This window comes from Rhizobium sp. NLR22b (assembly GCF_019685295.1).
Lineage (GTDB): Bacteria > Pseudomonadota > Alphaproteobacteria > Rhizobiales > Rhizobiaceae > Rhizobium.
On sequence record NZ_JABDWM010000011.1, the window covers coordinates 186366 to 206284 of the forward strand.

General features: G+C 61.6%; 21 protein-coding genes and 3 pseudogenes. 9 read left to right on the forward strand and 15 right to left on the reverse strand.

Features of this window, described 5'->3' with window-relative positions:
* Positions 1-22: 22 nt before the first annotated feature.
* Together HJC00_RS19140 and HJC00_RS19145 are read left to right on the forward strand one after the other, a co-directional pair.
* A complete protein-coding gene (locus HJC00_RS19140) occupies positions 23-1006 on the forward strand; it encodes an ABC transporter substrate-binding protein (protein WP_221164485.1) in 984 nt (327 codons plus the stop codon).
* A gap of 9 nt (positions 1007-1015) precedes the next feature.
* Positions 1016-1786 carry an ABC transporter ATP-binding protein gene (locus HJC00_RS19145; RefSeq protein ID WP_221147256.1) on the forward strand — a complete coding sequence of 257 codons (771 nt, stop codon included), beginning with the start codon at positions 1016-1018 and terminating at the stop codon, positions 1784-1786.
* A gap of 510 nt (positions 1787-2296) precedes the next feature.
* On the opposite strand, the pseudogene HJC00_RS19150 reads toward HJC00_RS19145, so the two are convergent.
* The 8 genes and pseudogenes from HJC00_RS19150 to HJC00_RS19175 form a co-directional block, all read right to left on the reverse strand.
* Positions 2297-2610: pseudogene (locus HJC00_RS19150) on the reverse strand (succinoglycan biosynthesis protein exoi).
* Between the two features lie 459 nt (positions 2611-3069).
* Positions 3070-3165, reverse strand: a pseudogene (locus tag HJC00_RS32685) (succinoglycan biosynthesis protein exoi); the annotation flags it as partial.
* Positions 3166-3176: 11 nt separating this feature from the next.
* A pseudogene (locus tag HJC00_RS32690) lies at positions 3177-3356 on the reverse strand (VapC toxin family PIN domain ribonuclease); the annotation flags it as partial.
* 147 nt (positions 3357-3503) lie between these two features.
* Entirely contained in the window at positions 3504-4412 is a 909-nt protein-coding gene (locus HJC00_RS19155) for a homocysteine S-methyltransferase family protein (RefSeq protein ID WP_221164486.1), read from the reverse strand.
* 73 nt (positions 4413-4485) lie between these two features.
* Positions 4486-5175 (reverse strand): ABC transporter permease, encoded by a 690-nt coding sequence (locus HJC00_RS19160; RefSeq protein WP_221147258.1) that lies wholly within the window; start codon positions 5173-5175, stop codon positions 4486-4488.
* Between the two features lie 12 nt (positions 5176-5187).
* Complete coding sequence (locus tag HJC00_RS19165; RefSeq protein WP_210633448.1) at positions 5188-5913, reverse strand: ABC transporter permease; 726 nt, start codon at positions 5911-5913, stop codon at positions 5188-5190.
* Positions 5914-5925: 12 nt separating this feature from the next.
* On the reverse strand, positions 5926-6699 hold the full coding sequence (locus tag HJC00_RS19170; RefSeq protein ID WP_221155701.1) for a transporter substrate-binding domain-containing protein: 774 nt from the start codon (positions 6697-6699) through the stop codon (positions 5926-5928).
* A 47-nt stretch (positions 6700-6746) separates the two neighbouring features.
* Entirely contained in the window at positions 6747-7526 is a 780-nt protein-coding gene (locus HJC00_RS19175) for an ABC transporter ATP-binding protein (protein ID WP_221164487.1), read from the reverse strand.
* Between the two features lie 162 nt (positions 7527-7688).
* Here HJC00_RS19175 and HJC00_RS19180 point away from each other — a divergent pair, with 162 nt between their 5' ends.
* From HJC00_RS19180 to mctP, 6 genes are all read left to right on the forward strand, one after another.
* On the forward strand, positions 7689-8153 hold the full coding sequence (locus HJC00_RS19180) for an Lrp/AsnC family transcriptional regulator (RefSeq protein ID WP_064807195.1): 465 nt from the start codon (positions 7689-7691) through the stop codon (positions 8151-8153).
* 80 nt (positions 8154-8233) lie between these two features.
* On the forward strand, positions 8234-9619 hold the full coding sequence (locus HJC00_RS19185; RefSeq protein ID WP_221164488.1) for a cache domain-containing protein: 1386 nt from the start codon (positions 8234-8236) through the stop codon (positions 9617-9619).
* On the forward strand, positions 9616-10287 hold the full coding sequence (locus HJC00_RS19190) for a response regulator transcription factor (protein ID WP_221164489.1): 672 nt from the start codon (positions 9616-9618) through the stop codon (positions 10285-10287). The genes HJC00_RS19185 and HJC00_RS19190 overlap by 4 nt, the downstream gene beginning before the upstream one ends.
* Positions 10288-10388: 101 nt before the next feature.
* Complete coding sequence (locus HJC00_RS32695) at positions 10389-10520, forward strand: hypothetical protein (RefSeq protein WP_259668926.1); 132 nt, start codon at positions 10389-10391, stop codon at positions 10518-10520.
* A gap of 12 nt (positions 10521-10532) precedes the next feature.
* On the forward strand, positions 10533-10730 hold the full coding sequence (locus HJC00_RS19195) for a DUF3311 domain-containing protein (RefSeq protein WP_221164490.1): 198 nt from the start codon (positions 10533-10535) through the stop codon (positions 10728-10730).
* On the forward strand, positions 10720-12195 hold the full coding sequence (mctP, locus tag HJC00_RS19200; RefSeq protein WP_210633443.1) for a monocarboxylate uptake permease MctP: 1476 nt from the start codon (positions 10720-10722) through the stop codon (positions 12193-12195). The genes HJC00_RS19195 and mctP overlap by 11 nt, the downstream gene beginning before the upstream one ends.
* 186 nt (positions 12196-12381) lie before the next feature.
* Here the strand turns inward: mctP and HJC00_RS19205 are convergent, their stop codons facing one another.
* From HJC00_RS19205 to HJC00_RS19235, 7 genes are all read right to left on the reverse strand, one after another.
* Entirely contained in the window at positions 12382-12720 is a 339-nt protein-coding gene (locus HJC00_RS19205) for a hypothetical protein (protein WP_210633442.1), read from the reverse strand.
* An 89-nt stretch (positions 12721-12809) separates the two neighbouring features.
* A complete protein-coding gene (locus tag HJC00_RS19210) occupies positions 12810-13907 on the reverse strand; it encodes a substrate-binding domain-containing protein (RefSeq protein WP_210633441.1) in 1098 nt (365 codons plus the stop codon).
* Positions 13908-13957: 50 nt separating this feature from the next.
* Complete coding sequence (locus HJC00_RS19215; protein ID WP_210633440.1) at positions 13958-14998, reverse strand: ABC transporter permease; 1041 nt, start codon at positions 14996-14998, stop codon at positions 13958-13960.
* 18 nt (positions 14999-15016) lie between these two features.
* Positions 15017-16513: a sugar ABC transporter ATP-binding protein gene (locus HJC00_RS19220; RefSeq protein ID WP_210633439.1), complete on the reverse strand. Its 1497-nt coding sequence runs from the start codon at positions 16511-16513 to the stop codon at positions 15017-15019.
* Positions 16514-16617: 104 nt separating this feature from the next.
* Entirely contained in the window at positions 16618-17511 is an 894-nt protein-coding gene (locus HJC00_RS19225; protein WP_210633438.1) for an NAD(P)-dependent oxidoreductase, read from the reverse strand.
* On the reverse strand, positions 17501-18058 hold the full coding sequence (locus tag HJC00_RS19230; RefSeq protein WP_210633437.1) for a gluconokinase: 558 nt from the start codon (positions 18056-18058) through the stop codon (positions 17501-17503). The genes HJC00_RS19225 and HJC00_RS19230 overlap by 11 nt, the downstream gene beginning before the upstream one ends.
* A gap of 13 nt (positions 18059-18071) precedes the next feature.
* Positions 18072-18836: an SDR family oxidoreductase gene (locus HJC00_RS19235; protein WP_210633436.1), complete on the reverse strand. Its 765-nt coding sequence runs from the start codon at positions 18834-18836 to the stop codon at positions 18072-18074.
* Between the two features lie 135 nt (positions 18837-18971).
* Here HJC00_RS19235 and HJC00_RS19240 point away from each other — a divergent pair, with 135 nt between their 5' ends.
* A complete protein-coding gene (locus tag HJC00_RS19240) occupies positions 18972-19913 on the forward strand; it encodes a 2-hydroxyacid dehydrogenase (RefSeq protein WP_210633435.1) in 942 nt (313 codons plus the stop codon).
* Positions 19914-19919 lie beyond the last annotated feature (6 nt).

Sequence of the window (19919 nt, forward strand, 5' to 3'; positions counted from 1 at the left end):
TCCTCTTCCGAAAGGATATTCCATGACATTCCACCCCCGCAATCTTCTTCTGCCGGCTGTGATCGCTCTCGGTCTTGCCACGCCGGCCGCAGCCACCGACACGGTCAAGCTGCGCTACCTCGCTAGCCAGGGCGGTCTTGCCGCCCATGAACTTGCCGCCGAACTCGGCTATTTCGACGGCACGGGCATCACACTGGAGAATGTCGGCTATGCCCAGGGCGGACCGGCCTCTCTCATCGCCCTGGCGTCCGGCGATGTCGAGATCGGCAGCGCCGCCACCTCCGCCGTCCTCAATTCGATTATCGGCGGCAACGACTTCGTCGCCGCCTATCCGTCGAACGGCATCAATGACGAGGTGCAGTCGACCTTCTACGTGCTGGAAGACAGCCCGATCAAAACGATCAAGGACATCGTCGGCAAGAGCATCGCGGTCAACACGCTCGGCGCGCATCTTGACTACACAATCCGCGAGGCATTGCATTCGGTCGGTTTGCCGAGCGACTCCGCCAACCAGGTCGTCGTTCCCGGGCCGCAGCTCGAACAGGTACTGCGCTCCAAGCAGGTCGATATCGCCGCCTTCGGTTATTGGCAGACAACCTTCGAGGGTGCAGCGCTGAAGAACGGCGGCCTGCGCCCGGTTTTCGACGATACCGACGTACTTGGCGACATCGCCGGCGGCTTCGTCGTCCTGCGCCGCGATTTCATCAAGCAACATCCGGAAGCCTCGAAAATCTTCGTCGAACAGTCGGCCCACGCCCTCGACTATGCCCGCGAGCATCCCGAGGAAACCAAGAAGATCCTGGCCAAGGCGCTAGCCGAACGCGGCGAGAACGCTGATATCGCACAGTATTTCCGCGGCTACGGCGTGCGCGCCGGCGGTCTCCCGGTCGAGCGCGACATCCAGTTCTGGATCGACGTGCTGGTTCGCGAAGGCAAACTGAAGCAGGGCCAACTGGCGGCCAAGGACATCCTCTATACGGCCGACGCCAAACCGGCGAGCAATTGAGGAGGCGTGATGAGCGTCGCTGAGGACATTCGCCGCGGGGAGGTGACGATCCGTCGCCTCTCCAAATCCTACAAGCTGAACGGCAAACCGCTGCAGGTTCTGAAGGATATCAATCTCCATATCCGCTCCGGCGAAAGCCTCGCCATCGTCGGCGCCAGCGGTTCGGGCAAGACGACCCTGCTCAGGGTTCTGGCCGGACTTGAGGATTCCGATACCGGAGAGGTGCTCGTCGACGGCAAGGCAATACGAGGAGTCGGCGCCGAACGCGCCGTCATCTTCCAGGAGCCGCGCCTTCTTCCCTGGCTTGATGTACTCGACAACGTGGCATTCGGCCTGGAAACGAGAGGTCTGACGCGTCAACAGGCGAGGGAGAGGGCGCGCCGCTACGTCAAGCTCGTCGGCCTGCAGCAATTCGAAGCCGCCTACCCCCGGCAGCTCTCGGGAGGCATGGCGCAGCGCGTCGGCATCGCCCGCGCACTTGTCGTCCAGCCCGAAATCCTGCTGCTCGACGAACCACTTGGTGCGCTCGACGCGATGACCAAGATCGGCATGCAACAGGAGCTCGCCCGGATCTGGCGCGATGAGGATGTGACGACCATTCTCGTCACGCACGATCTCGAGGAGGCGATTTATCTCGCCGACCGGATCCTGATCCTGCCACGGGAAAAAGGAGCCGAGCCGCGCCTGATCGACATCGATCTGCCCCGACCCCGCGACCGCAGCGCGACGGAATTCGTCCGCCACCGTGAGCAACTGCTGAACCTATTTGGATTGCATTGACGGATGCTTTGCGGGCAGCCGTTAGCAACTCGCAAATGGGATAGAGGAATGAAGACAGCTCCGGCCGCACAGCTGGGGCAGTTCTTATTATTCGTTTGCCGATGGCTTCGTGAAATGAGGTGAGATCGTCGAAAGTGTCGGGCCGTCCGGAGCGTCGCTTGGGAGCGGACGGGAAAATTGCCTCCGCACGACCCAACTCTTGGATGGGGTGGATCGCTAGGTGAAAGGCATGTGCGATCCGAAGTTACTACCTCTCGCCCGCGATCCGGTGAGTCAACTTCGTTGTCCCAATGCAGTTCCGGTACGATGCCGGACAAAAAAGCCCCGCCGAAACGGGGCAAGTCTTGCAACACGGATCGCACAGGAGGAACACCCGTGCTTTCCTGCTAATACAATAAGATAGGATCGGTAAGGTTCCGTGCATCGATCTCTTATTGAGGATTTATTCGCACCAGTCGTTACTGGTGTTGACGAGCGGCGTGTGCGATGGCGTGTTGTCCTCTCCGCTCACTACGATTTCGATTTCCGCCAGTCAGCGGCCCAAGCTCCGAATTCCGAGCGGAACCGCCGTTCTCCGTACTTGGGGTTGATCTTAGTCTGCTCGTAGTATCGCTGCACCGGCACATGAAAGATGCGCTCGCTCGTCTCGATGGGGATGTTGCCCTTGATCCTGAACGACTGTCCGGAGCGGCCTGAAGTGCTCCATAAGGCGAGCAAGTCGCTGACAGTCAGCCGCCGGCGGCGCCAAATGCGAGAGCGCCGATGAGCAACCCCGGCGCCTCGAACAGCACTGATCTCTGCGGATTGCGATTATTGTGACGCATGCCCCATCTCCGTCATTTCGGGCGGAGACTGTAACCCCCTAGGGCACGGCGAATATCTATCCAAAAGAGCTTATCTGACACGGCGCCGTAGGAGGGCTCGCGGCTGACGACCGCAGAGGCGGCATTGGTCGACGCGGAAAACAATCTCAGCGACTTAACGCGATCATCGCGTCACTGGCGAAAAACAGCGCCCGAGTGTCGGGCGGTGCATCGCTTTGAGCGGAAACGGGGAAACTTCAAGCGGGTCAATGGACCGTGATTGGACTCGGAGAGGTGAGATCGATCCAGATCGCCGGCGAAGTCTCCTTAGGGCGCATTAATGTCTGCGCAATTTCTTACTTAGCGATTTCGACGATCGACCGCGAAAGCCGGGCGATACGTCCAGAAATGAACGCCGCTGTGCAAGGGGCCTTTCGAGTTCAGGCCATCTTCGCACATTACGATTTCGATTTCCGCCGGCCGGCGGCCCAACTTTGGGCTGATCTTCGTCTGCTCGTAATATCGCTGCACCGGCACATGGAAGATGCGCTCGCCCGTCTCGATGGAGATGTTGCCCTAACAGCGTTTCACCCGACCCATGGATCCACGAGCTCGATTCCAAAACCTTCGAAGCCCCTGGTGTTGCGCGTCGCTAGGGCAAGATCGTGAGCAACCGCGGTCGCAGCGATCAACCCATCCATCGACGATAAGCCACGGCCGCTCCGCTTTGCGTGACCCATCAGATCTCCCCAAGCCACCGCGAATGGGTGAACGGCAAGCTTCGCGAAAGAAGTGACAGACGCCCGTCGCCGAGGCGGAATGGGCGACCTGCGCCATCATCACATGAATATGCTCGAAACAATCAAGGGCTGAGCGGCGGCACGGCGACCGTCACCCGCGGCCAAGATATCGCCTCAGCGCGAAAGCGTCCTGCCGAGGCGATGAATATGGGCAGCGCCGATGCCGCAGCAGCCGCCGATGATCGTGGCACCCGCTTCGGCCCAGGAACAGGCAAAGCGCGAATAGGCGTCGTCGTTCAGGTCATTACGGGTATCGTGCAGGCCTTCATTGGCGGCTGCCTCGCCCGTTTCTCCTTCGAAGGCATTGGCATAGACGCCGATTTCGATCTGCGCATTCCTCTCCCGGAACACCCGTGCCGCCGTCTCGACCGCGCGCTGCATGACCTCCGGCTTGCTGCAATTGAACAGGAAAGCCTCAGCACCCGACGACACCGCCCAGGAAGCCGCCTCCTCGACGCTTTCGCCGGAGCGGAGTTTAGGCACGCCGCCCCTGGTCGCCGCCTCGTCATCCGCCAGTGTGAACGAAATCCAGAACGGCTTGCCCGATGCCGCCACTGCCTCGCGGACGGCCTCGCCCTCGGCAATCAGGCTCAAAGTCTCGCCGAGCCACAGGTCGACGAAGGGAGCGAGGTTTTCGACCAGCACCTTGAGATAGTCCTGCACCCGGGAAGGCTGGAAATTCTCAGGCTCGTAGGAGCCGAAGATCGGTGGCAGCGAGCCGGCGACCAGCACTCTCCGGCCGGTCACGGCATCGGCAGCCTCGCGCGCCAGGCGCCCGGCAAGGCGAATCAGAGCAGGCCCCTCCTGCTGAAATCGGTCTTCACCGATATGGAAGGGCACGAGCGCATAGCTGTTCGTCGTGATGATCTCAGAGCCGGCGGCGATGAATTCCCTGTGTACCTCCCGCACGATGTCGGGCGAATTCATCAGCGCCAGCGCCGACCATTCCGGCTGCTTCAGTTCGGCGCCCAGCCGCAGAAGCTCGCGGCTCATGCCGCCATCGAGAATTCGCGTTGTGCTCATGAGGTAGTCTCCATCCAGGCTGTCGCGCCGTCATCGGCGGCGGGCTTTTCAAAATAAAGTGGCGAGCTTCCGCCTAGCGGCGAACCGGCACCTGCGCTTCGAGACCTCGAAAGACGCGGGCGATAACGGCGGTCAGGGCGAGATAAAAGAGGGTGACGACGATGAGCGGTTCGTAGACGAGCAACGTGTCCTGGCGAACCTTGTTGGCGACGGCGTAGAGATCCATCACCGTCACGGTGAAGGCGAGCGGCGTCGCCTTGAGCTGCATGACGATCTCTCCGGCAATGGTCGGCAGGGCGATGCGAATGGCGCGCGGCAACCAGATACGGCGGGTTAGCTTCCAGGGCGACAGGCCGAAGGCCCGACCGGCTTCAAGCTCGCCCTTGGGAACGGCAAGCAGCGCACCGCGCAGCACCTCGGCCTCATAGGCCGCATAATTCAGCGTGAAGCTGACGGAAGCGAAGAAAAACCCCTCGCGCAGGATCGGCCAAAACAGGCTCTGGCGGATGCCAGGGATCATCGGCAGCAGCGAGCCGACCCCGTAATAGAGGAGCCAAAGCTGGATCAGCAGTGGCGTGCCGCGGAAGAAGGTGCAGTAGCCGCGGGCGGCAAGCCGCGTCAGCCTGCCGCCGCTGACCTGTGCGAAAGCGAGACCGATGGCGATCACGAAACCGAGCACCACTGATATGACCAGCAGCGCTACGGTCTGCCAGGCGCCCGTCAGAAGCAGCGGCCAATAGGAGGAGATCCAGGTGAAACTCATGGCGCGCTTTCTTCAGGCCAGACGCGGCTGTCCCCGCCGCACCCGCCCTTCGATCAGTTTGAAGACGACGTTGGAAGCGAGTGTGATGGCGAGATAGAGAAGAGCCGAGGCGAGGAAAAACACGAAGTAATGTTTGGTGCTTGCCCCGGCGAGACGGGTGGCGAGCGCCAGTTCCTGATAGCCGACGACGGCGACCAGCGCGCTATCCTTGGTCACCGACATCCACAAATTAGCAAGCCCCGGCAGCGCGTTCGGCAACAGCGCCGGCAGCAGGATGCGGCGGAACCGCAGCACCGGTCCCATGCCGAAAGCCTTGGCGGCTTCAATCTGGCCGACGGGAATGGCGAGGATCGCGCCGCGCAGCACCTCGGTCATATAGGCGCCCTGCACGAAGCCGAGCACGGCGACGGCGGCGACGAAACCGTTCACCTCGAGCGGCGGCAGATTGAAAGCCGCCAGCAGCCGGTTGAGGCCGTCGGTGCCGGCATAATAGAGCCCGACGATCAGGATCAGCTCGGGAACAGCGCGAATGACGGTGGTATAGAAATCAAGCAGCAGGCGGAGCACTGGATTGCCCGAAAGCTTTCCCAGCGCGCCGCCCGTGCCGAGCAGCAGACCGACGGCAAAGGCGCAGGCCGAGATGGCGACCGTGGAGACTGCACCTGCCAAGAGAACGCCGCCCCATCCCGGAGGATAGGGGGACAGCAGGTCCAGAATGCCTTGTTGCGCGGTCGCCATCTCTAGAAGTGCTTACTTCGCGCCGTAGATATCGAAGTCGAAGTACTTCTTGGTGATCGCGTCGTACTGACCGTTGGCGCGAACCGCTGATATCGCCTTGTTCAGCTTGGCTTTCAGCTCCGTATCTTCCTTGCGCAGGCCGCCGGAAACGCCAGCCCCAAGGATCTCCTTGTCGTCGGCGACATCGCCCATGTTGGCGCAGCAATCCTTGCCGGCATCGCTTTTCAGGAAGGCGTCAAGCGCCAGCGAATCGCCGAAGACGTAATCGATGCGGCCGGAGGCGAGATCCTGGAAAGCCTCGTCGAGCGTCTGGTAGGTCTTTTCCTCGGCGACGTCGGCAAAATGCTTCTTGTAATATTCCGACTGGATCGTCGACACTTGGATACCGATGGTCTTGCCCTTCACGTCCTCTGCCGTGGCGCCCGGCTTCTGATCCTTGGGGCCGATCAGCGTGCTCGGCGTGTTGTAGTATTTATCGGTGAAGTCGATCACCTTCGAGCGTTCCGCGGTGTTCGACATCGACGACCAGATCACGTCGAACTTCTTGCTCTCAAGAGCCGGAATGAGGCCATCCCAAGAGATCTCGACGATCGAGCACCTCTCCTTCATCTCTTCGCAGACGGCATTCATCAGATCGATTTCCCATCCCTGCCACTGGCCCGAAGCGTCCTTGGCGAAGAAGGGCGGATAAGATTCGTTCATGACGCCGAAGCGGACGTCGGCCTGTGCCGCGACGGCGGAAAGCGCAAATGCGACGCCGGCAAAAAGCGTGGGGAGCAGTTTCATTCGCAGGATTCTCCTGGTTCGTGTTGTGGTGATGGCTCGATGGCGGTTCAGTGGGCGCTGAGACGAGTGAATTCCCGGCAGCGGGCGCTGACAGGTGCCCCGAAGACTTGCTCCGGCGTGCCTTCCTCCTCGATCCGACCCTGGTGCAGGAAGAGGACGCGACTCGAGACGTCGCGGGCGAAGCGCATTTCATGCGTGACGATCAGCATGGTCCGGCCCTCTTCCGCCAGATCGCGGATGACTTTCAGCACCTCGCCAACCAGTTCGGGATCGAGCGCCGATGTCGGCTCATCGAACAGCATGACGGCGGGATCGACGCAGAGCGCTCTTGCGATCGCCGCGCGCTGCTGCTGGCCGCCGGAGAGAAAGGCGGGATAGGCATCACGCTTGTCGAAGAGCCCGACCTTGTGCAGCAGGGCTTCCGCCTTTTCGATCGCCTCGCGCCTGGAAACGCCCATGACATGCACCGGCGCCTCGATGACGTTTTCCAGCACGGTCCGATGGGCCCAGAGATTGAAGCTCTGAAAGACCATGCCGATCCCGGTTCGCAGCCGCTCGATCTGCCGCCAGCTCTGCGGCTGCAGCCGTCCGCCGCGACCGGTCTTCAGAGCGACCGCCTCGCCGTTCACGGCGATGCGGCCGCGATCCGGCGTTTCCAGAAAATTGATGCATCTGAGGAAGGTGCTCTTGCCAGAACCGGACGAGCCGATAATGGAGATGACGTCAGACTTATGGGCCGTAGCCGAAATACCCTTGAGAACCTGTTGCGAGCCGAAGCTTTTATGAAGATCTTCGACGCGAAGAGCAGGAATGGACTGATCCGACATGCATGGGTCCGGCTGAAATGAGTTTGCGAAGGATAATGATAAAGTTGCGCGGTTTTTTCGCGCAATTTCTGCCTCTTCTGCATTTAATGTGCAAAATAATCTTTCTCACGCGGCAAATCAGGCAGAACGCATGAGCCGCGAAACGCCGAAATGGACTGGACAATGGAACAGCTGGATCGTTTTGATCGTGACATTCTCGATATCGTTCAGCGCGACTGCCAGCTGAAGGCCGAAACGATCGCCGAACGGGTGGGGTTGTCGGTCTCGGCCGTGCAGCGGCGGTTGAAGCGCCTGCGCGAGGAAGGGATCATCAAAGCGGAGGTCGCCGTCCTCGACCGGAAGGCGACGGGAACATCGATGGTGTTCATCGTCGGGATGGAGATCGAGCGGGACAATTACGACGCCTTGGCGAAGTTCCGCGTCTGGGCGGAAAAACAGGATCATATCCAGCAGGTCTATTACGTCACCGGCGCGGTCGATCTGATCGCGATCGTCACCGCCCGCGACGTCGAGCATTATGACGATATCGCCGCCCTCATCATGGCTGACAATCCGCAGATCCGCCGCATGCACACCAATGTCGTGCTGCGCGACGTCAAGCTCGGCCTGTTCGTGCCGCTGGAATAGGATCGCGCCCGGGCAAGCGACTGGACTCAGATCGGGCAAAGGGCATAATTCCGGGCGCAGATCCTTGGGAGGAATGACCGTTGACGCTACGACACCAGATCATCGCATTGGCGATCGTTCCGCTCGTCATCTCGATCCTCGCGATCACCACCTTCATCACCTGGCAATCGGCAAATCTCGCAAAGAACAGCATCGACACGTTCGAGCAGAACATGCTGAAGACAAAGGAAACCGAAATCCTCAACCTGACCAATCTTGCCTTGTCCGCCATCCAAGCGATCTATGATAAGGCCGGTCCCGACGACGAAGCCGCCAAGCAGCAGGTGGCTGAAATTCTGACCTCGCTCGATTACGGCAGGGACGGCTATATCTTCGTCTATGACTATGACGGCAACAATATCGTTCATCCGCGCCAGAGCTTCCGGCATGGGCAGAATTGGCTGGATCTTACCGATCCTGACGGCGACAAGGTCATTGCCGAGCTGATCGCCACGGCAAAGGCCGGCGGCGGCCTGCATCAATATAAATGGCAGAAACCCTCGACCGGGCAGGTTGCCGACAAGCTCTCCTTCGTCGTCAGCCTCGACAAATGGCGCTGGGTGGTGGGAACCGGCGTCTATCTCGACGATGTCTTTGCCCAGAGTGCGGCCGCCAACGCCGTGATGCGCGCCAACATCAGACGAACCTTCGTCATCGTCGCGCTGATTGCCGTACCTTCGGTGCTCGTCGTCTTCACGACCTGCATGCTGCTGACCTTCCATGAGCGCCGTATGGCCGACGGCCGACTCAAGGAGCTGACGCAGCGGGTCATCGATACCCAGGAGGAAGAACGCGCGCGGCTCGCCCGCGAGCTGCACGACGGCATTTCCCAGAATCTTCTCGGGGTGCGCTATGCGATGGATCTCGCCGGCCGCAAGGTCAGGACCAACGTCGATGATGCAGCGCTGACCATCGACCGTGGTGTCGAGGCGCTAAACGGCGCCATCAAGGAAATCCGGCGGCTGTCGCACGATCTGCGCCCCCGCGTGCTCGACGATCTCGGCCTGACAGCCGCGCTGGAGGCGCTCTGTCATCATTTCGCCGAGCGCACGGGGATCGAGACTGATATCGACGCTTCAGGCTTTACCGGTACGCTGAAAGCCGAGGCCAACACCGCCCTCTATCGTGTCGCACAGGAAGCCTTCAACAATGTCGAGCGGCACTCGGGCGCCTCGAAGCTTTCGGTGAAGCTCTGGAGCGACGGCGGCCGCGCCCGCATGACGATTTCAGACAACGGCACCGGCTTCGACGGCAGCAAGGACGGCGCAGACGGCGAATCAGGGCTCGGGCTGCGCAACATGCAGGAGCGGATGGCCCACTTCCGCGGCCTGCTGCTTATCAACAGCAGCGAGTCCGGCACGACGCTGACGGCGATGATGCCGAGATCGGCCAATCTGCCCGTCGGCAAGCAGGCGGAAGCCGCATGACCGAACGCCGGAAAATCAAGGTGCTCCTGATCGACAACCATCCGCTGGTGCTGGACGGGCTGAAAGCCGTGCTCGAAACCTTCGATCATATCGAAGTCGCCGGCACCGCAGGGCTTGCCCAAACGGGTCTCGACATCGCCCGGCAGGTCCAGCCGCAGGTGGTGCTGATGGACATCAACATGCCGAAACTCAGCGGTATCGATGCGATCGAACTGTTCAGGAGCGAGCTTCCCCAGGCCCGTGTTGTCATGCTCTCCATGCATGACAGCCGCGAATATATCTCCTCCTCGGTCATGCATGGCGCTGCCGGTTACGTGCTCAAAGATGTTTCGACTGACGAGATTGTCTCGGCTATCGACACCGTGGCTGCGGGGGGCACCTATTTCTCCTCGGGTGTCTTCGACGCGCTGATGGGCGAACGCGCGGAAGAGGGCAGTGATCCCCTGACGCCTCGCGAGCGCGACATTCTCGGGCTGATCGTTGCCGGCAGCAGCAACAGGGAGATCGCCGAAGCGCTCGGAATAACCGCCGCGACGGCGGAAACGCACCGCAAGAACCTCAAGAAGAAGCTCGGCATCGCCACCACGGCCGGCCTCATCCGCTATGCGCTCGATCACGGTATCGTCTCGAAAATCAGCGGAAATCCGCGCCTACCCACTTCTGGGTAGGCCCCGGCATTTCGGCCCCGCGCCCATCTTGTGAGGACAAAACCGACGCCATAGGACTCCATCCGCGGCTGGCCAAGTGTCAGTCGTTGGGAGGAATTCATATGCGTTACATCAGCCTTCGATCGGCCGGGAAGGTCGAGCGATCCGAACCGGGCTCGCCGCGGCCGCCGGCTGACAGACCCGCCTTCCACGCCGACAACTGGAACATGGCGATCGCCGCCCGCGTCGCCTGAAAGGTATCCGACATGGAAAAACCACGTAGCAAGGCAGCGCTCTGGCTGCTGATCATTCCGTACATAGGGCTGCTCTGGCCGCCATTCTACAATCTCCGTGAGCCGTCGCTTTTCGGCTTTCCCTTCTTCTACTGGTATCAGCTTCTCTGGGTGCCGATCACCGCGACGCTGACCTGGATCGCCTATGGGAGCGTTCGCCATGACGACTGACATCGACGGCACGGCGCTTGCCGTCTTCATCTTCTTCTTTGCCCTTGTCACCGTCATGGGCTTCGTCGCCAGCCGCTGGCGCAAGCCCGAGACCCTCGCCCATATCGATGAATGGGGCCTCGGCGGCCGCAACTTCGGCACCTGGATCACCTGGTTCCTCGTCGGCGGCGATTTCTATACAGCCTATACCGTGATCGCCGTGCCGGCGCTGGTCTACACGGTCGGCGCCTACGGCTTCTTCGCGCTACCCTATACGATCGTCGTCTATCCCTTCGTCTTCATGGTCATGCCGGTCCTGTGGAAACGCGCCAAGGATTTCGGCTATGTCACGGCGGCCGACGTCGTCCATGGCCAATACGGATCGCGCGGTCTCGAACTCGCCGTCGCGGCCACGGGCGTCATCGCCACCATGCCCTACATCGCCCTGCAGCTCGTCGGCATGACGGCGGTCCTGAAGGGGCTCGGGCTGCATGGCGAACTGCCGCTGGCAATCGCCTTCATCGTGCTGGCGCTCTACACCTATTCGGCGGGCCTGCGCGCACCGGCGCTGATCGCTTTCGTCAAGGACATCATGATCTATATCGTGGTGATCGCAGCGGTCGCGCTGATCCCATCAAAGCTCGGCGGTTATGCGAATGTCTTCGCCTCAGCCGATGCGGCTTTCCAGGCCAAGGGCTCCGGTAATCTGCTGCTCGGTGGCAACCAATATGTCGCCTATGCCACACTCGCTCTCGGTTCGGCGCTCGCAGCATTCATGTATCCGCATACGCTGACCGGCATCTTCGCCTCCAACAGCGGCAAGACGATCCGCAAGAACGCGATCATGCTGCCCGCCTATACGCTGCTGCTCGGCCTGCTGGCGCTGCTCGGCTATATGGGGCACGCTGCCAACCTGAAGCTCGACAGTGCGAACGACGTCGTTCCCACGCTGTTCAAGACGCTGTTTTCGGGCTGGTTCTCCGGCTTCGCCTTTGCGGCGATCGCCATCGGCGCACTGGTGCCGGCGGCGGTGATGAGCATTGGCGCAGCCAACCTCTTCACCCGCAATTTCTGGAAAGCCTATGTCGATCCCAAAGTCAGCGATGCGGGCGAGGCCAAGGTGGCGAAGGTGACGTCGCTCGTCGTCAAGGTCGGCGCGCTTCTCGTCATCATCTTCCTGCCGACGCAATTCGCACTCGACCTGCAGCTGCTCGGCGGCATCTGGATCCTGCAGACGCTCCCGGCGCTCGTCTTCGGCCTCTATACCAACTGGTTCCGCGCACCCGGCCTGCTTGCCGGCTGGTTCGTCGGCTTCTGCGGCGGCACCTTCCTGGTCTGGGATGCCGGCTGGAAGCCTCTGCATCTGATCAGCCTCGGCGGCGAACCCTTCACCGTCTATACCGGGCTGCTGGCGCTTGCGGCAAACATCGCGGTTGCAATCATGGTCAACGCCTTGCTTCCGGCCAGGGCGACGGCCCGCGCATAGCTGAAAACGCGAAGGGCAGCAAATGCTGCCCTTCGTCGCTTTATGCTTCGGGCAGAAGCTGATGAAAGATCAGGCGATCAGAACTCTTCCCAATCGCTGACCAATGCCGCGTTGCCATTTGCCTGGAACGACTTGCTACCTTTGCAATCATCTGGCGCGGGCGAGACACGGCTGCTCGCCATGGTGTCAGGCAGCGCGCGGCGGGTATTCGCTGGCAGAGAAGACGTGGTGATGCACCTTCCCGGTGAAGAGCTTCAGAAGCTCACCCGTCACCTCGCGGCTCTGGAACCGCACATCGGAAAGAAGTGCTGCATTCACCGCATCCATATCGGGATAACGAATGGCAAGCGCCATGGCATAGACCGGAGCGCCCTCGTCACGCTCCATTCCATCCAACACCCGGACTTCCTCGGCTCCGGGAAATTTCGTCCATAGAGGAACGAGCCGCTGCCTGACAAAATCGCGGAATTCCTCTTCTCTGCCGGGATGGATTTCGCCTTCAAACAAAGCATAACGAATAATCATGGGTTCTCTTTTCCAAAACTCGCCGGAGCTGGATTGATGGTGGTGCGGAGGCGGGGAGGGCGTATCCTCCGATACGCCCGTGGGAAGGCTTATTTGCCCCAGATTTTCTTGTATTGATCGCGATAGCCGTTATCGGGATCGAAGCTGTTCTTCGGCCCTCCGTCGAATTCGACATTCGCGCTGGTCACCACGTGGAGCGGCGACACATAGCCCGACCACGGGGCGCCCGCGAAGGCGCGGTTCAGTTCATCGACGAGTTGCCAACCCTGGAGGTTGAGCGGCTCGGCGACCGTGACGGCCTGGAACTGCTTGGCGCGGATGCGCTGATAGGCGCTCTCCGAACCGTCGCCGGCAGCGACGTTGACCGGCTTTCCGTCGCCGGCGATACCGGCCGAGGCGAGCGAGGGGCCCATGAAGTCGTAATAGAGGTCGTTGATCGCCAGCGAATGCGTCCATTTCGCACCGTACTTCTGCAGGAGCGACGTGGTGAGCTGCGGCATGCGCTGCGAGGTTTCGGCAATCGGGGTATCGACGTATTCGAGCACCGTGCCGCCGAGATCCTCGATCTCCTTTTTCATGCGGTCGGCCTTGGCGATCGCGATCGCATAGGTGGAGTCGGTGAAGATGATGACACCCGGCTTGCCGCCGGCATCGGCGAAGGCCCAGTCTGCCGCGGACTTCGATACTTCCATCGCATCGGTGGTGACGTTGGCGAAGACGCCGACGTCGGCAACCGGACCGACGGCCGAGGCGGCGTGCCAGGACACCATCGGGATGCCGGCAGCCTTGGCCGCTTCCATCGCCGGCTTCTGCTCGACCGCGTCAAAGCCATTGATGATGATGCCATCCGGCTTCAGCGCCATGGCCTGGCCGAAAGCCGCGGTGCGCCCACCGATCGAGCCGGCGCCGTCGAGTACCTTCACCGTCCAGCCGAGCGCGCCGGCCGCTTCCTGCACGCCGTTGGCCACGCCGAGGATGCCGCCGTTCTTCATGTCGCCGGCAAGGACGACGATGTTCTTGCCCGCAGCCCCCTTGGGGCCGCTCGTCGGGCCATCCCATGCGCTCACCTTGGACGCATACTTTTCGACCACCGCTTTGGCATCCGCCATGGAATCGGCCAGTGCCGGCACGCTGAGCATAAAGGCGACGGTTGCAACCGTTGCCTGCAATAAAGTCCTGCGCTTCATGTTCACTCCTCCATTTTGTTTGTTATGAAATGCCGGCTTGGCCGACATCCTCATTTGGATGCGGGTGTGATCCTCCTCACAGCTCCGCGCTTGCGCTGGGCGTAACCTGCAATGCCGATGGCAATCAGCAGGGTTACGCCGTTGAACAGCGGTTCGACGAAGAACGACCCGCCGAATTGCTGAATTCCCGATATACCGACCGCCAGGATGATGACGCCGATCAGGGTGCCCCAGACGTTGACCCGTCCCGGCTTGATCGTCGTCGATCCGAGAAATGCGCCGACAAGTGCCGGGAGGAGATATTCGAGGCCGACGCTCGCCTGACCGATGCGCAGCTTCGAGGCGAGGAGAACCCCCGTCAGAGCCGCCAGCAGGCCCGAGGTGACGAATGCGCCCATCACGAACTTGCGGACGGGAATGCCGTTGAGTGCGGCGGCCTTGGGGTTGGCGCCGATGGCGTAGAGATAACGGCCGATCGGCAGGTATTCGAGAACGATCCACATGCAGATCGCGATCAGCAGCACGTAGAAGCCGGTGATCGGCAGGCCGAACAGCATGGTGCCGTTCAGCGCGTAGAACCCTTCCGGCAGGACGCCGACCACCTGCCGGCCGCCGGTGTGCCAAAGTGCAAGCGCGTACAGCACCGTTCCCGTGCCGAGCGTGGCGATGAAGCTGTCGATCTTCGCCACCTCGACCAGCAGACCGTTGATGAAGCCGGTGAGGATGCCGAGCGCAAGAACGATGAGGACGGCGACCGGCCAGGGCAGGCCGTAGACCGTCTGCAGGCTGATGGCAAGAATGTGCCAGAGCACGATGCCGTAGCCAACCGTCAGGTCGATGCGGCCCGACGCCATCGGGATCATCGCGGCGAGCGACAGCAGCGCAATGATCGCCTTGTCGGAGACGATCGAACGGACGTTCAACACCGTCGGAAACGTATCCGGCAGCATGATCGAGAAGAGCAGGATCAGGCCGACGGTCAGGATCACCAGTCCGTAGACGGGGATCAGGCGCCCGATCTTCTGTCCTGTGGACAAGCCGGCCATTTCGCTTTTGGTCGGCTCCAGCGCCGTGGATTCAATGGATTGCATGGCTGTTCTCCCGATGGCTCAAGCAGCTTCCGATGCGGATGCGGCCGTGATGACCGCCTCCGTCGTCAGAGCCCTTCCAGTCAGTTCGCTGACGATTTTGCCGCGCGAGAAAACCAGCGCGCGGTGGCAGATATGGGCGATTTCCTCGAAATCCGTCGACACCACGACGACTGCGAGACCGGCCTCCAGCGCCTGGGTGATCAGACGGTAGATCTCCGCACGCGCGCCGATGTCGACGCCGGCGGTCGGATCTTCCGCGATCAGCAGCTTGCGGCCGGTTGCCAGCCAGCGGCCGACGACCACCTTCTGCTGGTTGCCGCCCGACAGGGCCTCGACAGGCAGATCCGGATCGTTCGGCCTGAGGCCGACGGTATGGCCGATCGCATGGGCAAGATCGGCTTCGCCGCGCGGTGACAGGAAGGACAACAGCCCGCGCCCGACAGCGCCGGGATTGAGGTAGGTGTTTTCCCGAATGGAAAGCGATGGTGCGACGGATTCCTCCGTGCGGTCACGGGCAATTAATCCGATGCCCGACGCCATTGCGCTCAGCGGGCTTGAAAGGTCCGGGGCCCGGTCATGCATCAGGATCGTGCCGCCGAAGGGCTCGCAGCCGAACAAGGCGCGGCCGATGCGTTCCTGGCCTGCGCCGCGCAGTCCTGCAAGGCCGAGCAACTCGCCCTCTCTTATATCGAAGGATATCGGGCTCGTGCCGGCGCAGACCAGGTCGCGCACCTTGACGATCGCCTTGCCGGGCTTGATCTCGGTCTTCGAAAAGAGACTGTCGCCGCTGCGGCCGATGATCATCGTCACCAGTTCGTCGGGCGTGGTCTCGCTGACGGGCTTCTGTCCGACCATGCATCCGTCGCGCAGCACGGCGACGCGATCGGCGATGCGGAAAATCTCGTCCAGTCTGTGGGAGACGTAGATCATGCCGACGCCGCGCTCCTTCAGCGGCCGGATCGCATTGAACAGGCGATCGACTTCGTCGGCGGGCAGGCTCGCTGTGGGTTCGTCGAGCACCAGAACGTCGGCTTCGACGGCAAGCGCGCGGGCAATGGCGACGAGCGATTTTTCGGTGCGCGACAGGGCCGAGACCCGCGTCGTCGGATCGAAATCGCAGCCGACCAGCTTTAAGGCCTCTTTGGCGCGCGCCTGCGTCCTGTTCCAGTCGATCAGGCCCCGGCGCATCGAGAAGCCCTGCGACAGGCCCATATTCTCACCGACCGTCATCCACTCGATCAAGCCGAGATCCTGATGGATGAATGCGACCGGTTGCCGCTCGTTCGGCTTCGGCGGGCGATGATGGTAGCTCTGGCCGCGGAACAAGATGTCACCGTTGTCGGGCTTGTAGATGCCGGCCAGCGTCTTGATCAGCGTCGATTTGCCGGCGCCGTTTTCGCCGAGCAGCGCGAGGATCTCGCCCTCGCGCAGGTCGATCGAGACGTCACGCAGCGCCTGCGTGCCGCCGAAGCTTTTGGTGATCGATTGGAACTCCAGCAGTCTCTTGGCTTCCACTGTGGCTCCTCCCAAAGCTGCAGCTGTCGTTATGGATAGATGTTATCGATAACATTCCCGAATAGTCAAGCGGAAAGTGACAATCTCCCATGCCTGAAATGAGGTCAGTCGGCGGCAAATCCGTCGAGCAGACGCATCATCTCTGCAGAGTCCTTCGGCCCAAGACCGGCAGCGCAAAGCAGACGGTGAATCTCCACCACCGCTCCCGTCATCGGCAGCGGCGTTTTCGTCTTCAGCGCAAAGGCCTGAAGCGAGTCCAGATCCTTCAGCATGTTGTCGATCCTGCCTGTCGGCGAGAAATCCCGGGCAGCGAATTTTGCCATGAATTCCTGCAATATCCGGCTATCCGCCCTGCCGCCGGCAAGGGCGGCCGGAATGGCGGCGGGATCGACGCCGCCGGCTTCCGCCAGCTTGACGGCTTCAGCGACCGCCTGGAACAGCACGGCGCAGAACAGCTGGTTGATCAGCTTGGTGGTCTGCCCGGCGCCGGAGGCGCCCATCAGCGTGTAATTGGCGGCAAGATGCCGCATCACCACCCGCGCCCGCTCGAAATCCTCGGGGCTGCCACCGGCCATGATCGTCAGCTTTCCGCCGAGCGCGCCGGGCACGCCGCCCGAAAGCGGGCAATCCACCCATGCCATGCCCGTTTCCCCACGCAGCCGCTTCGCCATGTCGGCGGTCTCCGCCGGGTCGATCGAGGACATATCGATCAGCAGCTTGCCGGCGTTTGCCGCCGCCGCAATACCCTTCTCGCCGAAGACGACGGCGCGGACGATGTTTGCGTGATTGAGGCTGAGCACGCAGAATTCCGACCGCGAGACCGCATCCTCCACCGAAGCGGCCGCGTGGGCGCCCTTGGCTTCCAGCGCCGCGACCTTTTCAGCATCGAGATCGAAAACCGATACTTTGTGGCCGGTCTCGATCAATCGCGTGACGATCGCCGCTCCCATGATACCCGCGCCGATGACGGCGACATCTGCTCTGTGGTCATCCTGCATGATAATCTCCTCCCTTGACGGCCACGCCGCTCAGCCCCTCGCAAGCCAGCGCCACCATATCATCCAAAGCCATATCGATCGCCACCGTCACGACACCGGGCTCACCGGTCGGCGGCTCCAGCGTCTGCAGCTGGCTGTCGAGCAGCGACGCCGGCATGAAATGGCCCTGACGGGCCTGCATACGCGACAACAGCAGCTCGCGCGATCCCTCCAGGAAAACGAAGGCAAGACGCCCATTTGCCGCCTGCCGCAGCCTGTCCCGATAGCTTCTCTTCAGCGCCGAACAGGAAATCACCAAACCCTGCGACGCCTTTTGCGCCGCCGTTATTTCCTCGCCGATCCGGTCGAGCCAGGGCAGGCGGTCATCGTCGGTGAGCGGGGTGCCCTTTGCCATCTTCTCGACATTGGCAGCCGGATGGAGTTGGTCGCCTTCCAGGAACGGCATGCCGTTTTGCGCAGCGATGCGTTCTCCAACCGAGGATTTGCCGCAGCCGCTGACGCCCATGACGACAACGGCCGGGGGCAGTGCCTTTTTCTCGAGGTTCATCATCTCACCTCCCTTAGAGGCAGGTCGTGATGCCGCCGTCGACATAAAGCGTATGGCCGTTGATGAAGGACGAACCGCGGCCCGACAGGAAGACGGCAGCACCCACCAGTTCCTCGACATTGCCCCAGCGTCCGGCCGGCGTCCGCTTTTCGAGCCAGGATGAGAATTCGGGATTGTCGACCAGCGCCTGGTTGAGGGGCGTCTTGAAATAGCCCGGCGCGATCGCGTTGATCTGCAGGCCGTGCTTGGCCCAGTCGGCGCACATGCCGCGGGTCAGATTGCGCACCGCGCCCTTCGTCGCCGTGTAGGGAGCAATGCCGGGACGGGCGAGTTCGCTCTGAACCGAGGCGATGTTGATGATCTTGCCCTGACCGCGGGCGATCATCGCCTTGGCGGCCGCCTGGCCGACGTAAAAGACGCTGGAAACATTCGTGGTCAGCAGCAATTCCCATTTGTCCGCCGGGAAATCTTCCAGCGGCGTGCGGAACTGCATGCCGGCATTGTTGATCAGGATATCGAGCGGACCGATATCGGCCTCAATCGCATCGATGCCCTGTTTGGCGCCGTCCTTGCTGGTCACGTCGAAGATGGCCGCATGGGCAGACAGACCTTGAGCCTTGAGGCTTTCGACTGCGCGTTTGACGCTTTCGGGCGTGCGGCCGTTGATGACGACCTCGGCGCCATGCTGCGCCAAGCCCTCGGCCAGCGCATAACCGATCCCCTGGCTCGAGCCGGTGATCAGGGCGAGCCGCCCGGTCAGATCAAACAGGTTCTTCATGCAAATCACTCCTCCGGTGTCGCTGCGAATGACGGCTTATACCGCCACTTGAGGTGAAACTCACTTGACATCGCCTTTCCGAATTATATGTTATCGATAACATAATCAACAGCCAAAATGCGGGATGGAGACGGAATGCCTGACGTAGAAATCTTGATGGCCGGGGCCTATCCGGAGTGGGACATGGTTGATCTGGAGGCGACCTACCGCGTCCACCGCCTGTGGGAAGCCGCGGATCGGCAGGAACTGATTTCGAAAGTCGGCAGCAATATCCGCGCGATCGCGACGCGCGGCGAACTCGGCGCTTCCGCCGATCTGATGAAACAACTGCCGAAGCTGGAGATCGTCTCCTGTTACGGCGTCGGCACCGACGCCATTGACCTGTCCTATGCCCGCGCCAACGGCATTCGCGTGACGAATACTCCTGACGTGCTGACCGAAGACGTCGCCGATATCGCCATCGGACTGCTGCTTTCCACCGCGCGCCAGATTCCGCAGGCTGACGTTTTCGTCCGCAACGGCCAGTGGGGCAACGTACCCATGCCGCTGGTGACGCGGGTTTCGGGCAAGAAGGTCGGGATCGTTGGCATGGGGCGGATCGGCAAGGCGATCGCCTGGCGGGCTGCCGCTTTCGGCTGCGACATCTCCTATTTCGCCCGCAACAGGGACCAGGATGTCGCCTATGGTTATGAAGCCAATCTGGTCGCGCTTGCCAATTGGGCCGACTTCCTGATCGTCATCGTTCCCGGAGGGGCCGCGACCATGAAGATCATCAACGCCGAGGTGCTGGAAGCGCTCGGCCCGGAAGGCATGCTGATCAACGTTTCGCGCGGGACGACCGTCGACGAGGAGGCACTGATCGCAGCGCTTCAGAACCGCACCATCCAGGCCGCCGGCCTTGACGTTTTCCTCAATGAGCCGAAAATCGATGCGCGCTTCCTGACGCTGCCAAACGTCGTGCTGCAACCCCACCACGGCTCCGGCACCATCGAAACCCGCAAGGCCATGGGCAAACTGGTCAGAGACAATCTCGCCGCGTATTTTGCCGGTCGCGCGCTTCCGACTCCGGTCGTATGAGGATCC

Bases quoted from the DNA above. Each gene is read 5' to 3' on its own strand.
- mctP (WP_210633443.1), top strand. From the start codon at position 10,720: ATGACGACTGACATCGACGGCACGGCGCTTGCCGTCTTCATCTTCTTC.
- HJC00_RS19210 (WP_210633441.1), bottom strand. From the start codon at position 13,907: ATGAAGCGCAGGACTTTATTGCAGGCAACGGTTGCAACCGTCGCCTTT.
- HJC00_RS19180 (WP_064807195.1), top strand. From the start codon at position 7,689: ATGGAACAGCTGGATCGTTTTGATCGTGACATTCTCGATATCGTTCAG.
- HJC00_RS19175 (WP_221164487.1), bottom strand. From the start codon at position 7,526: ATGTCGGATCAGTCCATTCCTGCTCTTCGCGTCGAAGATCTTCATAAA.
- HJC00_RS19235 (WP_210633436.1), bottom strand. From the start codon at position 18,836: ATGAAGAACCTGTTTGATCTGACCGGGCGGCTCGCCCTGATCACCGGC.
- HJC00_RS32695 (WP_259668926.1), top strand. From the start codon at position 10,389: ATGCGTTACATCAGCCTTCGATCGGCCGGGAAGGTCGAGCGATCCGAA.
- HJC00_RS19230 (WP_210633437.1), bottom strand. From the start codon at position 18,058: ATGAACCTCGAGAAAAAGGCACTGCCCCCGGCCGTTGTCGTCATGGGC.
- HJC00_RS19140 (WP_221164485.1), top strand. From the start codon at position 23: ATGACATTCCACCCCCGCAATCTTCTTCTGCCGGCTGTGATCGCTCTC.
- HJC00_RS19145 (WP_221147256.1), top strand. From the start codon at position 1,016: ATGAGCGTCGCTGAGGACATTCGCCGCGGGGAGGTGACGATCCGTCGC.
- HJC00_RS19160 (WP_221147258.1), bottom strand. From the start codon at position 5,175: ATGAGTTTCACCTGGATCTCCTCCTATTGGCCGCTGCTTCTGACGGGC.
- HJC00_RS19215 (WP_210633440.1), bottom strand. From the start codon at position 14,998: ATGCAATCCATTGAATCCACGGCGCTGGAGCCGACCAAAAGCGAAATG.
- HJC00_RS19225 (WP_210633438.1), bottom strand. From the start codon at position 17,511: ATGCAGGATGACCACAGAGCAGATGTCGCCGTCATCGGCGCGGGTATC.
- HJC00_RS19205 (WP_210633442.1), bottom strand. From the start codon at position 12,720: ATGATTATTCGTTATGCTTTGTTTGAAGGCGAAATCCATCCCGGCAGA.
- HJC00_RS19190 (WP_221164489.1), top strand. From the start codon at position 9,616: ATGACCGAACGCCGGAAAATCAAGGTGCTCCTGATCGACAACCATCCG.
- HJC00_RS19195 (WP_221164490.1), top strand. From the start codon at position 10,533: ATGGAAAAACCACGTAGCAAGGCAGCGCTCTGGCTGCTGATCATTCCG.
- HJC00_RS19240 (WP_210633435.1), top strand. From the start codon at position 18,972: ATGCCTGACGTAGAAATCTTGATGGCCGGGGCCTATCCGGAGTGGGAC.
- HJC00_RS19165 (WP_210633448.1), bottom strand. From the start codon at position 5,913: ATGGCGACCGCGCAACAAGGCATTCTGGACCTGCTGTCCCCCTATCCT.
- HJC00_RS19155 (WP_221164486.1), bottom strand. From the start codon at position 4,412: ATGAGCACAACGCGAATTCTCGATGGCGGCATGAGCCGCGAGCTTCTG.
- HJC00_RS19170 (WP_221155701.1), bottom strand. From the start codon at position 6,699: ATGAAACTGCTCCCCACGCTTTTTGCCGGCGTCGCATTTGCGCTTTCC.